This is a genomic window from Pseudomonas sp. stari2 (assembly GCF_040760005.1).
Taxonomy (GTDB): Bacteria; Pseudomonadota; Gammaproteobacteria; order Pseudomonadales; family Pseudomonadaceae; genus Aquipseudomonas.
This window is the reverse complement of sequence record NZ_CP099760.1, coordinates 5,434,668-5,446,807: the sequence shown is the minus strand read 5'-3', so window position 1 is coordinate 5,446,807 and position 12,140 is coordinate 5,434,668. Positions and strand designations below refer to the sequence as shown.

Below are 12,140 nucleotides of genomic sequence, written 5' to 3'. Positions count from 1 at the left end.
CCAGTGATGGCCCCGGGCTTTTTTCATTCAAGCGGCTTGCGAATAGAAGTCGAGGACGCTGACGCCGGTCAGCAGATCGGTCTCGGGCAAGTCCGCATGCTGGTGTCCGCCGAGGGCGCAGTAAACCAGCCAGTGGCGGTCCTGAACATTGAAGGCCAGGCTACCGACGAGGGTCTGTTGTTCGTCGGACGGGGAGATGAGGTACAGGCGATCCTGGTTTTCAGCGTGAAGCATGTCGCATTCCGTTTACGTTTCGAGGCGCGCAGGGTGACCGAAAAAAATGACGATGCCGTGACACAGGACAGCCATCGGTCGATTGATGGGTTATTTGTCGCAAAGGGTAGGGCACCAAGGGAGGGTTTCGGTAGAATCCGCGCCGCGGTCGTCGGTCTGGCGTTCGCCATTCCGGTCTAGATTGAGGTCTGTGATGCACTTGATGACGCTGTTTACCGCCCATCCCGCCAAACTGATCAACCTGTTGGCCCTGCTGTTGGCCTTCCCGGGCAGTTGGCTGTTGCACGCGACCCGTCGTCGTGAACAACGGGCGATGGCCAGTATCGCGGCCCAGCGCCAGAGTCGGCCGGATCAAGAACCGGTGCTGGACTGGGCGACCCTGCGCATGAACCGGTTTTTCTATCGTTTCGGCTTCGCCTGTCTGGGGTTGGCGTTACTGATTTCCTGGATCAGTACTCGCTACTGAACGAAAAACGGCGCCCGAAGGCGCCGTTCTTGTATGTGCTCGAAACCGCTTACAGCGGCAATCCAGCCTTGACCCGGTACTGATTGCGTACCGGCGTCGCATATTGCAGCACCAGATACGGACGATGCTCCTCAGGGCAGGCGTCCAGACGGCTTTGCCATTCCTCCCGGGCCTTGGCCAGTTCCTCGGCACCGAACAGGTCGGCAGCCTTCGGCACGTTCAACTGCGGATCGGCATCCGCCCACTGCGCGTACGCCAGGTAATGCACCGGGAACAACCGGTAGCCGCCGAGAATCTGCTTGTCCATCTCGACCGCCAGTTGCTTGGTGTCTTCGAATAGCTCGGTGATCGGCGCGGCGAAGTTCACGTGCACCCGGCCCTTGTAGCCGGTGATGCCCTTGGCGATGCTCACGTCATCCTCGCCCGGCGCCTTGCTGTAGGTGCCGGTGGTGGTGCGGATGTACAGCTCGCGGGCCTTGGCCTGGTCGCACGGATCGTATTCGTAGCTGATCGATACCGGCGTCAGGTTCAGCGACTGGATGACCTCGCCGAACGGCTCGTCCTTGCGGCTCATGTGGAACATCTTGAGGATCGCCGACTCGGTACGGTCGTCGCCGTCCTTGGCCCGTCCTTCGGCCTGGGCTATCCAGATCGAGGCGCAATCGTTGCGGATCGAATGGTTGATGTAGGCCGACAGCAGTTGGTAAGCGGCCATTTTCTCGCGGCGCCCGGTGATCGAGCGGTGCACGATGAAGCTTTTGTTCAAACGCATCAGGTCGCTGACGAAAGGCTTTTGCAGCAGGTTGTCGCCAATCGCGATGCGCGGCGTCGGCAGGCCGGCGTGGTACACCGCATAATTGACGAAGGCCGGGTCCATCACGATGTCGCGGTGGTTGGCGATGAACAGGTAGGCGCTGCCGGACTTGAATTGCTCGACACCGGTGTAGGTCACGCCGTCGGTGGCGCGCTCGATGGTGTGGTCGACGTAGAACTCGACCTTGTCCTGCAACGTCGCCACCGACGTCACGTCGGCAAACTCACGACGCAGCCGATGGGCTATAAGTGGTTTGAGCATCCAGCCGAAGGCTCCGGCAAAACGCGGGAAGCGGAAGTGGGTGAGGATATCTAGAAACGCCTTGTCGCCGAGCAGTCTTGCCAGTACCGCAGGTACTTCGCTGTCGTCGTAAGGTCGGATGGCATCGAATTCGCCCATCATGCTCTCTTGTTGGAAACGGCTAGGGTAAGTAAAGGTTTTGATCGAAAACGAACGGGGCACGGTCTGAAAAAGTAGCCAGACAAAAATAGCCCTGCAAATAGACCGGCGATTATACGCACAAGTCACCCGGGAGACCGCGATGCTGGAAAGCGCACTGTATGAATGTCCGTACTGTGGGGAGGAAGTCGAGACGACAGTGGATCTGTCGGCGGGTGATCAGACCTATATCGAAGACTGTCAGGTGTGTTGCCGGCCGATCACCTTTGTGTTGCAGGTCGATGGTCAGGACTGGTTTCTGGAAGTGTTCAGCGAAAACGAGTGAGGTGCGCCCATGCAGCGAATCTACGAGCCGGAAAACCTGATGGAAGGCGAAATGCTCAAGGGCATGCTCGCCAGCGAAGGCATCGAGGCGCATCTGGTCGGGCGCGATTTGCTCGGTGGTACGGGCGAGTTGCCGATCTTCGGCCTGCTGGGGCTTTCGGTCGAGAACGATCAGGCCGAATACGCCCGCGAACTGATCAGCGCGTACAATGCCGCGCTGCCGCTGCCCGGCGATGAACCGGAGAGCTTCCCCGGTACGCTGGTCTGTTAGGCTGGCGTTCGTTTTATTCTTGAGTCGTGCTGCCCCATGTGTGGACGTTATGCCCTGTTTCGCTGGAACCGCGACTTCGCGGCGCTGCCAGGTTTTCCCGCCGATCAGCAGGCGCAGTGGAACATTTCCCCCAATGATTCGGTGTTGATGCTGCGTGCCGAGCCTGATGGCCAGCGCACCCTGGCCCGTGCCCGCTGGGGCCTGACGCCGCCGTGGCTGACCGATTTGTCGCGCACCCCGGCCCACGCCCGTGCCGAAACCGTGGCCGAACAGCCGATGTTCCGTGAGGCCCTGCGCCTGCGTCGTTGCCTGCTGCCGGCCAACGGTTTCTACGAATGGCGCGGCAATGTGCGCAAGCAGCCGTACTGGCTGACACCGGGAGAAGGTTCTTCGCTGTTTTTTGCAGCGATCTGGGAGGCGTATCCGGTGCAGGAGCAGGTGTGGCTGAGCGCCGCAGTGATCACTCAATCAGCGGCCAGTCAGCGCCGGCCGTTGATTCTTGATGAGGCGGGGCAGGCGGCGTGGCTCGACCCCGAGACGCCGCTGCACGTTCTTCAAGGCCTGCTCGCCAGCGAACCCGCCGCCTTGCGCGAGCGGGTGCTGGCGAACCTGGTCAATGATCCGAAACTCAACGGGCCGGAGTGCCTGACTCCGGCCTGATTGATCAGACCTTGAACTGATTGATCAACCGCCGCTGCTGCTCCGCCAGTTTGGTCAGATCCGCACTCGCCGAACTCGACTCATCCGCGCCACCCGCCACTTCATTCGCCACCTGACCAATATTGATCACGTTGCGGTTGATGTCGTCGGCCACCGCGCTCTGTTCCTCGGCGGCGCTGGCGATCTGGGTGTTCATGTCATTGATCACCGAGACCGCCTGGGTGATGGTCTCCAGCGCTTCGGCCGCCTTGGCCGCGTGCTGCACGCTTTCATCGGTGCGGTTCTGGCTGTCTTCCATGACCCGCACCACATCGCGGGTGCCCTGTTGCAGTTGCTGGATCATGCTCTGGATTTCTTCGGTGGCCTTCTGGGTCTTCTGCGCCAGGTTGCGCACCTCGTCGGCCACCACCGCGAAACCGCGACCCTGCTCACCGGCACGGGCGGCTTCGATGGCGGCGTTGAGGGCCAACAGGTTGGTCTGCTCGGCGATCCCGCGAATGGCGATGAGGATCGCGTTGATGTTTTCGCTGTCCTTGGCCAGCGTCTGCACCACGTCCACGGCCTTGCCGATTTCGACGGCCAGCACACCGATCGAATTCGACGTGTCGCGCACGATCTGCATGCCCTGGCTGGCGGCCTGATCGGCATGGCTGGCGGCTTGCGCGGCCTGGGTCGCGTTGCGCGCCACGTCCTGCGCCGTGGCGGTCATTTCCTGCACCGCGGTGGCGACCTGATCAATCTCGGCCATCTGCTTCTGTATGCCGATATTGGTACGGATCGCGATGTCCGCCGTGTGCTCCGAGGAGTCGCTGACACTCTGCACCGACGACACCACCTGCGTGATCATCGCCTGCAGCTTGGCGAGGAAGGTATTGAAGCCTTTGGCGATTGAACCGAGTTCGTCTTTGCGATCACTGCTCAAGCGACGGGTCAGGTCACCTTCACCCTGGGCAATGTCATCGAGCATGGTGACCATTTGCTTCAGCGGTCGGGCGATGCCGTGGCCCACCAGCCAGATCACCAGCAGGCCAAGGCCGGCAATGAGCAGGCCGACCATGGCCATGCCGAACGTGTCGGATTTGCGCTGGGCGTCGAGGTCGCCTTGCAGCTTTTGCAGATCGGCCATCACCGCATTCAGTGGCAGTTGCAGCATCAGGGTCCAGCGCGCATCGGTCTGGCCGATGCCGAACGGCAGATACAACTCGATCCGCCCGGCCTCTTTATTGACGGAATAGGTCACTTCGTCGCGCTTGAGATTGGCCATGTTGGCAATTTGCTGGGCGTCGAGAATGTCGCTGACCTTCTCGCCGAATTTGCTCGGGTCCTTGGTGTAGGCGACGATCCGGCCGTTGCCGCCGATCAGGGCCATTTGCCCGGCACCGCCGTACAGTTTCTGGTTCGCGCCCAGGAGCATTTCCTGGATGAAGTTCACCGACAGGTCGGCACCGACGATGCCCTGGAAGGCGCCGTTGAGCATGATCGGTTCAATGAAGGAGGCGAGCATGACGATCTTGTCGCCGACCTTGTACGGCGCCGGATCGATCACGCAGGATTTTTTGGTTTCCTTCGAGCACAGGTAGTACTCGCTGGCGCGCACGCCGGTGGACAGGACTTTCTGGTCGTCGACGTCCACCAGTTTGTCCAGGCCCAGAGTGCCGTCGTCGTTGCGGAACCACCACGGCAGGAAGCGCCCGTTGGCGGTGTCGATGCCGACCACGCTGGTGCCGACGTAGGCCGCGTCGTTGTGGTCCAGTGCGTTTTTTTCCCAGCCGATGTAGGTGCCGAGAATCTTCGGGTTCTTCTCGACGTTTTCCTTGATCAGGCTGATCAGTTGCTCGCGGCTGACGGTCAGTCGCGGCTGGCCATCGGCACCCGGCGTGCCGAGCAGGGCGTTGACCCGCACCAGTCCGCCGGCAATCAGCAGCGGCGCTTCGAGCTCGCGCTGGATCTGGCTGACCTGGGTCTGCGCCAGCGAGGTCAGGCGCTGTTCGATGACTTGTTCGAACTGGGCCTGGGTCCGTTGTTGGACCATCTCTTGAGTGCGGGCGCCGGAGAACAGCGCATAGAGCACGAGCGCAGCCACCACGCTGAGAACGATGGCGCCGGCCAGGGCGGCCACGGAAAACTGGATCGACTTGAATTTCATGGAAGCTCCGCACGCAAGAGGACGTCTGCGTTGCTGTATCGGCAGCCACTATTGCGCCATGAGGTGAAGTACGCGCAATTGAAGGCGGATGTCGCAAATGGAGCAGTGCGCGACGCAGATGCGCAGGGCATGTCGGCGGATATGAATTTTTTCCTACATGGCCGGCGGGCGCCTTCTGAAAGTGGGTGCAACACGTCCGTTGTATCTGGCGTCGATACAATTACCCGCCTAGGATACGCGGCATGTTTTCAGGGAGCTTTTGAATGAACAAGACATTGGTTGTAAGTGCACTGAGCGCAGCGCTGTTGCTGTCCGGTTGTCAGTCGGTCAACACCACCAGCGGCGGTGCCGTGGGCGTGGAACGCAAGCAATACATGTTCAGCATGCTGTCCTCGCAAGAGGTCGACCAGATGTATGCCCAGTCCTATCAGAAGACCGTTGGCGAGGCGTCCAGCAAAGGCGTGCTGGACAAGACCAGCAACGAAGCCAAGCGGGTTCAGGCGATTGCCAACCGCTTGATCGCCCAGGCGCCGAACTTCCGTCCGGACGCCGCGCAATGGCAGTGGGAAGTGAACCTGATCAAGAGTGACGAGCTCAACGCCAACTGCGGTCCTGGCGGCAAGATCATTTTCTACACCGGGCTGATCGACAGCCTGAAACTGACCGACGATGAAATCGCCGCCGTCATGGGTCATGAAATCGCCCACGCCCTGCGCGAGCACGGTCGTGAAGCAATGTCCAAGGCCTATGGCATCGAGATGGCCAAGCAGGGTGCCGGCGCGTTGCTCGGTCTGGGTCAGGACAGTCTGGCGCTGGCCGATACCGTGGCCAACTATGGCATGACGCTGCCCAACAGCCGCGCCAACGAGAACGAGGCCGACCTGATCGGTCTGGAACTGGCTGCTCGCGCCGGCTACAACCCGAACGCCGCGATCACCCTGTGGAACAAGATGAGCAAAGCGTCCGAAGGTGCACCTCCGGAGTTCATGAGCACTCACCCGGCATCCTCCAGCCGGATCGCCTCGTTGCAGGCGGCGATTCCGAAGGTCATGCCGCTGTACGAGAAAGCGCCCAAGTCCTGAAGCAATGATCGCTCCCGCACTGAGTGTGGGAGCGATCTGCCGGATCAGACCCAGCCGCTGCTCTGCATCGCCTTGTACACCGCGACGATCGCCAGAATCATGAACGCCGAGGCGGCCAGTCGACGGATCAGGGTCAGCGGCAGTTTCTCCGCCGCAAAGTTACCCGCCAGAACCACCGGCACGTTGGCAATCAGCATGCCCGCCGTGGTGCCGATGATCACCAGCCACAGTTCCGGGTATTGCGCAGCCAGCATCACGGTGGCGATCTGGGTCTTGTCGCCGATTTCCGCGAGGAAGAAGGCTATCAGGGTAGTCAGGAACGGACCGAACTTGCGGGCGGTGCTGGCTTCATCGTCGTCCATCTTGTCCGGCACCAGCGTCCACAGGGCGGTGGCGGTGAAGCTCGCAGCGAGAATCCAGTGCAGGACCGAATCGGAGAAGAAGCTACCGAACCAGGCGCCGACCGCACCGGCTGCCGCGTGGTTGGCCAGGGTCGCAGCGACGATACCGGCAATGATCGGCCAGGGTTTGCGAAAGCGAGCGGCGAGAATCAGCGCGAGCAGTTGCGTCTTGTCGCCGATTTCGGCCAAGGCAACGATTGCGGTGGGAACGAGTAACGAGTCCAGCATCAGGATTTCCTAAGGGGCGGGTCGACACGGCTATGACACGTACAGCCTTCCCGCCCCGGGTAAGGTGTGCGTGTCATAGGTCTTGTCAAACCCTGCGATCCGTCTGGTGCGGACGCTTGGGTCGCATACGCCATGATCTGAGGATCAAGTATGTTGACGTATGCCGGACGAGCTTGGCGCTCGTGGGAGACTACTCCCCTAGGACGGAGCGGATTCTGCCTAGGCGCAATCCATTCGGCAAGTGCTAATTTTCAGCCGCGCTTGGCCCGGTAAATCCGGAATCCGTTGCCTTCGGCCTTGATTGCACACACGCCCAGATGCTCTTCGATCAATGGCTGATACTTCAGGAAGCTGTTCGCCACCAGGCGCAGTTCGCCGCCGTTTTTCAGATGTTTGGCCGCTTTTCGCAGCAAGTTTTCAGTCGCGAAATAGTCGGTATGAACACCCACATGGAACGGCGGATTGCTCAGAATCGCGTTCAAACCCATCGGCGCTGCCTCGATGCCGTCACCGGTCAGTACCTCGGCTTCCAGACCGTTGGCTGCCAAAGTCAGACGACTGCTGGCAGCAGCGAAGGCATCAACGTCCAGTAGAGTGACCTGATTGTGCGGGTAACGACGTTTGACCGCCGCGCCAAGTACGCCGGCACCGCAACCGAAGTCCAGCAGATGACCGCTCGGCAGCTTGTCCAGATGCTCCAGTAGCAGGGCACTGCCGCGATCCAGTCGGCCATGGCTGAACACGCCCGGCAGGCTGATGACTTTCAGCGGGCCTTCGGCCAGCGGCAGTTCGTAAGTCTGGGCCAGGCTTTCCAGGGATTTGGCTTGCGGGGCATTGGCCACCGTCACTTGCCACAACTGGCAGTGACGCGCACTGTCGAGCTTGCGCGGCTTGCCGAACGGGTTGAGTTGCTTGGACGCGCCTTCGATGCCGCTGCGTTTTTCCCCCACCAGGAACACTTCACGCCCGGCCAGGCGTGAGGCCACGGCGTTGAGAATGTAATCGGTCAGGTCCTTGGACTTGGGCAGGAACACCACCGCACTGTCGAACTCGCGATCCGGCACATTCACGCCGAAATGGCTGCGACCTTCGAAGCGTGCGTCGAGCGCGGCCTGATCGCCCGCATGCCAGCACCAACCGAAAGCATTGGGCAGGCGCCCGAGCAGATCATCGGCGGGCAGGCCGGCCAACAACAGCGAACCCTGGAATAACTCGACCTGACGAAGCAGTACTTCACTGCGCGGATCCATAACTGCTCCTGTGAAAAAAAGTGCCGCAGTTTATCAACTGACGACCCGCAGCGCCTTACCGCTGTAGAACGCCTGGGTGTTTTCCACCAGTTGGCCGACGATTCGCTGCCGCGCTTCGCGACTGCCCCAGGCGTTGTGCGGGGTGACGATCAGGCGCGGGATGTCGGCGGCCAGCAGCGGATTTCCCTGGGTCGGCGGTTCGACGCTCAACACATCGGTCGCCGCACCGCCCAGATGACCATTGCGCAGTGCATCGGCCAGGGCTTGCTCGTCGATCAGCCCGCCACGGGCGGTGTTGACCACGAAAGCCCCCGGTTTCATCGACGCCAGCTCGCGGGCACCGATGAAGTGCCGGGTGTGTTCGTTGAGCGGGCAGTGCAGGGTGAGGGCGTCGATCTGCGGCAGTAGTTCCTCCAGTGGCAAGCGATCCGGGCGCGCCGGACGCCCCGGAGTCTGCCCCAGCAATACGCGCATGCCAAAGGCTTCCGCCAGGCGAGCAACCGCGCTGCCGAGTTCACCATGCCCGAGCAGGCCGAGGGTTTTGCCTTCCAGTTCGACGATCGGGTAGTCCAGAAGGCAGAACTGTTTCGCCTGCTGCCAGCGTCCTTCGCCGACGGCTTTCTGATAGTCCGCCAACCGGGTTGCGAGGTTGAGCAACAGCATGATCGTGTGTTGCGCCACCGACGGCGTGCCGTAACCCTGACAGTTGCACACGGTGATGCCGTGGGCGCGGGCGGCGGCCAGATCGACGTTGTTGGTGCCGGTGGCGGTGATCAGGATCAGCTTCAGTTGTGGATTGGCGGCCATGGCGGCGGCATCGATCAGGATCTTGTTGCTGATGGCCACGGTCGCGCCTTGCAGGCGTTCGGCAACCTGCGCAGGCAGTGTCTGTGCGAACAGTTGCAGGTCGCTGAAGCAGGCGCGCAACGGCCCGAGGTCAAGGTCACCGAGATCCAGGGAAGGGTGATCGAGGAATACGGCGCGGTGGGCGTTCGTCATCAACTGTACCTGTTGTGCTTTGAAGGGAAGGCGTAATCTGCCGAGCCTAACAGATGAAACAAAACGTTACGCTTGGCCGAAAGGAGCCCCCATGTACTGGACCGAGTTCTTGACCGTAGCACTGATCCACCTGCTGGCCGTCGCCAGCCCCGGCCCGGACTTTGCCGTGGTAGTGCGCGAGAGCGTGACCCACGGGCGTCGCGCCGGCACCTGGACGGCATTGGGTGTGGGCACGGCGATTTTCCTGCACGTCGGTTATTCGCTGCTGGGCATCGGCCTGATCGTTTCCCAATCGATCGTGCTGTTCAACGCTTTGAAATGGGCCGCCGCCGCTTACCTGCTGTACATCGGCTACAAGGCCCTGCGCGCGCAACCGGCCAAGACCGTGACCGACGATCTGCACAAAGAGGCCGGCGAACGCACCGCCCGTGGCGCCTTCACCTCAGGCTTCGTGACCAACGGGCTGAACCCGAAAGCCACGCTGTTCTTCCTGTCACTGTTCACCGTGGTGATCAACCCGCACACGCCACTGGCGGTGCAAGCCGGTTACGGGATTTATCTGGCCGCCGCCACCGCCACCTGGTTCTGCCTGGTCGCAATGTTGTTCAGCCAACAGCGTGTGCGCGCCGGTTTCGCCCGCATGGGACACTGGTTCGACCGCACCATGGGCGCCGTGCTGATCGCCATCGGCGTGAAACTCGCGTTCACCGAGATGCATTGATCGAACTGAGCTGGTTCAGGGCGTTGAGGTACTCCCGGGGATTGTCCCCGAGCAAACGGCGGAACATCGCGCTGAACGCCCGCGCGCTGCCGTAACCCAGATCCCGCGCCACGCTCTGCACGCTGTCCCCGGCGAGCAGGCGGGGCAGGGCTTCCATCAGGCGCAATTGCTGGCGCCAGGCATTGAAATTCATCTGCAGTTGTTGCTGGAACAGCCGCGCCAATGTGCGCGAGCTGGCCCCGACCTGCTGCGCCCAGTCTTCCAGGGTATTGGGATGATCCGGTGTGCGCAGCAGCGCCAGGCAAATGTTTTGCAGGCGCCGGTCGCTTGGCATCGGGATGTGCAGCGGCAGGTTTTCGAGGCCGGCCAGTTCTTCGAGCATCAATTGCTGGATCAGTGGGTTGCCGGCGTGGGGCGGGCCCTGCACCGCGCGCAGGATCAGTTCGCGCAGCAACGGTGTCACCGCCAGCACGCAACAGTGTTGCAGGCTGGCCGGCGACAGTTCGGGCGCGATGAACAATGAACGCATCTGCACATCGCCGGACATGAAGATTTCATGGCCGACTTCCGGTGGAATCCACACCGCGCGGGTCGGCGGTATCACCCACGCACCTTGTGCTGTGACCACCCGCATGACACCGCTCACCGCATACAGCAACTGCGCCTCGCGATGCAGGTGCAATGGCTGGTGTGCGCCGTCCAGGTAATCCCGTGGATAGGCACTCACCGGGCCGTGTTCGAAATGACTGATCAACATGTCCGGTTCGCTGACTTGTATGGCAGGAATGCGCTTTTTCGCCAACTTAGCATAAGCGCTCACCCTCATCTGTTCACCACAAGAAAGCGTGCCGCGATGAATCAATCCAGAAATGTCATTCGCTACATCAACGCAGCCCATGTGATCGATCACATGTTCATGCTGATTTTTCCCGCCGCTGTGCTCGGCATGACCCAGGCCTTCGCCCTCGACTACGCCGCGTTGATCGGCCTGTCCCTGGGCGGTTTCATTGCGTTCGGCGCCTGTTCGCTACCGGCTGGCTGGCTGGGCGATCACTGGAGCCGGCGGCGGATGATGCTGGTGTTTTTTTTCGGCATCGGTGTTTCGGCAATCCTCACTGGCCTCAGTAACAGCCCGACGATGCTGGTCATCGGTCTGACCCTGGTCGGGGTTTTTGCCGCGATCTATCACCCGGTCGGCACGGCGATGCTGGTGGCTTACGCGCAGAATCGAGGGCGAGAGATCGGTATCAACGGCATGTGGGGCAACCTGGGCGTGGCGTTCTCGGCGCTGATCACCGGGCTGTTGGTGGCGCAGTTCGGCTGGCGCTCGGCATTCCTGATACCGGGTGCCGTGGCCATCGTGCTGGGGATCGGTTTTGCCTTGCAGGTCCGTGAGGAGCCGATCCCAAAACGCCCGCATAGCGCGCTCAAGGGCGCCGGCGGCCAGCGCATTTCGATGGTGATGGTGTTCGGCGTGCTGGCACTGGCCACGGCCACCGGCGGCGTGGTGTTCAACGCCACCACCATGACCTATCCGAAACTGTTTCAGGAGCGCTTGCATGACCTGTTCGCCTCGCCGCAGACCCTTGGTGTGGTGGTGAGCCTGGCGTACGCGTTCGGTGCGGTGGCGCAGTTGAGCATCGGGCAATTGCTGCACCGGGTCAGTTTGAAATGGCCATTTGTGGTGCTGACGCTGTTTCAGGCACCACTGCTTTATGCCATGGCTTACGTCGATGGCTGGGCGGTGATCGCGCTCGGAGCGGCGTTCATGTTCGTGGTGTTCGGCCAGGTGACGGTGAACGATTCGATGGTCGCCAATTTTGTCGCGCCGCAATGGCAGTCCCGGGTATTTGCCCTGCGTTACTGTTTATCGTTCGGTGCCAGTGCGACGGCGATTCCGCTGATTTCCTATGTCGAACCGCGCCATGGTTTTGTGGGGCTTTACCTGATTTTGGCCGGATTTGGCGCTTTGACGTTCCTGGCGGCAGTGGTTTTCCCACGTACGCCTTCCGAAGCGGCTGTAGGGCAAACGGCCTGACCGGTGATGAAATCCGACAAATGCTGGCGCTGGGCTAGCATTTGTACGGCTCTGCAAATCATTCCTTTGGCTGATTTGGCTGGCGTATAAGGGTTCTAGAGTACAAA

At 61.3% G+C, this 12,140-nt stretch carries 14 protein-coding genes and 1 riboswitch; of the genes, 7 read left to right on the top strand and 7 right to left on the bottom strand.

Features of this window, described 5'->3' with window-relative positions; genetic code table 11:
* Positions 1-27: 27 nt before the first annotated feature.
* Positions 28-234: a hypothetical protein gene (locus NH234_RS24905; protein ID WP_039766399.1), complete on the bottom strand. Its 207-nt coding sequence runs from the start codon at positions 232-234 to the stop codon at positions 28-30.
* 193 nt (positions 235-427) lie between these two features.
* On the opposite strand from NH234_RS24905, the gene NH234_RS24900 reads away from it, so the two are divergent.
* The gene (locus tag NH234_RS24900) at positions 428-700 is read left to right on the top strand and encodes a hypothetical protein (protein WP_085733641.1); all 273 of its coding nucleotides are present in this window, start codon (positions 428-430) and stop codon (positions 698-700) included.
* Positions 701-749: 49 nt separating this feature from the next.
* On the opposite strand, the gene NH234_RS24895 is transcribed toward NH234_RS24900, so the two are convergent.
* A complete protein-coding gene (locus NH234_RS24895; protein ID WP_367254570.1) occupies positions 750-1,916 on the bottom strand; it encodes a 1-acyl-sn-glycerol-3-phosphate acyltransferase in 1,167 nt (388 codons plus the stop codon).
* Positions 1,917-2,055: 139 nt separating this feature from the next.
* Between NH234_RS24895 and NH234_RS24890 the strand changes: the two genes are divergently transcribed.
* From NH234_RS24890 to NH234_RS24880, 3 genes are read left to right on the top strand one after another with little or no spacing between them, the layout of a single operon-like run.
* Positions 2,056-2,238, top strand: a complete 183-nt coding sequence (locus tag NH234_RS24890; RefSeq protein WP_085709318.1) for a CPXCG motif-containing cysteine-rich protein — start codon at positions 2,056-2,058, stop codon at positions 2,236-2,238.
* A gap of 9 nt (positions 2,239-2,247) precedes the next feature.
* The gene (locus tag NH234_RS24885) at positions 2,248-2,508 is read left to right on the top strand and encodes a DUF2007 domain-containing protein (RefSeq protein ID WP_085709319.1); all 261 of its coding nucleotides are present in this window, start codon (positions 2,248-2,250) and stop codon (positions 2,506-2,508) included.
* A gap of 36 nt (positions 2,509-2,544) precedes the next feature.
* Positions 2,545-3,168 carry an SOS response-associated peptidase gene (locus NH234_RS24880; RefSeq protein ID WP_085733643.1) on the top strand — a complete coding sequence of 208 codons (624 nt, stop codon included), beginning with the start codon at positions 2,545-2,547 and terminating at the stop codon, positions 3,166-3,168.
* A 4-nt stretch (positions 3,169-3,172) separates the two neighbouring features.
* Here the strand turns inward: NH234_RS24880 and NH234_RS24875 are convergent, their stop codons facing one another.
* Positions 3,173-5,314: a methyl-accepting chemotaxis protein gene (locus NH234_RS24875; protein WP_367254568.1), complete on the bottom strand. Its 2,142-nt coding sequence runs from the start codon at positions 5,312-5,314 to the stop codon at positions 3,173-3,175.
* A 263-nt stretch (positions 5,315-5,577) separates the two neighbouring features.
* Here NH234_RS24875 and NH234_RS24870 point away from each other — a divergent pair, with 263 nt between their 5' ends.
* Entirely contained in the window at positions 5,578-6,396 is an 819-nt protein-coding gene (locus tag NH234_RS24870) for a M48 family metallopeptidase (protein WP_119426448.1), read from the top strand.
* A gap of 44 nt (positions 6,397-6,440) precedes the next feature.
* On the opposite strand, the gene NH234_RS24865 is transcribed toward NH234_RS24870, so the two are convergent.
* The 3 genes from NH234_RS24865 to NH234_RS24855 form a co-directional block, all read right to left on the bottom strand.
* The gene (locus NH234_RS24865; protein WP_085733646.1) at positions 6,441-7,025 is read right to left on the bottom strand and encodes a TMEM165/GDT1 family protein; all 585 of its coding nucleotides are present in this window, start codon (positions 7,023-7,025) and stop codon (positions 6,441-6,443) included.
* Positions 7,026-7,113: 88 nt separating this feature from the next.
* A riboswitch (yybP-ykoY riboswitch) is annotated at positions 7,114-7,236 on the bottom strand.
* A gap of 40 nt (positions 7,237-7,276) precedes the next feature.
* Positions 7,277-8,275: a methyltransferase gene (locus tag NH234_RS24860; protein ID WP_367254566.1), complete on the bottom strand. Its 999-nt coding sequence runs from the start codon at positions 8,273-8,275 to the stop codon at positions 7,277-7,279.
* 33 nt (positions 8,276-8,308) lie between these two features.
* Complete coding sequence (locus tag NH234_RS24855) at positions 8,309-9,274, bottom strand: 2-hydroxyacid dehydrogenase (protein WP_367254564.1); 966 nt, start codon at positions 9,272-9,274, stop codon at positions 8,309-8,311.
* A gap of 91 nt (positions 9,275-9,365) precedes the next feature.
* Here NH234_RS24855 and NH234_RS24850 point away from each other — a divergent pair, with 91 nt between their 5' ends.
* Complete coding sequence (locus tag NH234_RS24850) at positions 9,366-9,995, top strand: LysE family transporter (RefSeq protein WP_114885453.1); 630 nt, start codon at positions 9,366-9,368, stop codon at positions 9,993-9,995.
* Here the strand turns inward: NH234_RS24850 and NH234_RS24845 are convergent.
* Positions 9,979-10,752, bottom strand: a complete 774-nt coding sequence (locus tag NH234_RS24845) for a helix-turn-helix domain-containing protein (RefSeq protein WP_085733650.1) — start codon at positions 10,750-10,752, stop codon at positions 9,979-9,981. The genes NH234_RS24850 and NH234_RS24845 overlap by 17 nt on opposite strands.
* 96 nt (positions 10,753-10,848) lie before the next feature.
* Here NH234_RS24845 and NH234_RS24840 point away from each other — a divergent pair, with 96 nt between their 5' ends.
* Positions 10,849-12,033, top strand: coding sequence for an MFS transporter (locus NH234_RS24840; protein WP_367254561.1), 1,185 nt, complete (start codon positions 10,849-10,851; stop codon positions 12,031-12,033).
* The last annotated feature ends 107 nt before the right edge of the window (positions 12,034-12,140 follow it).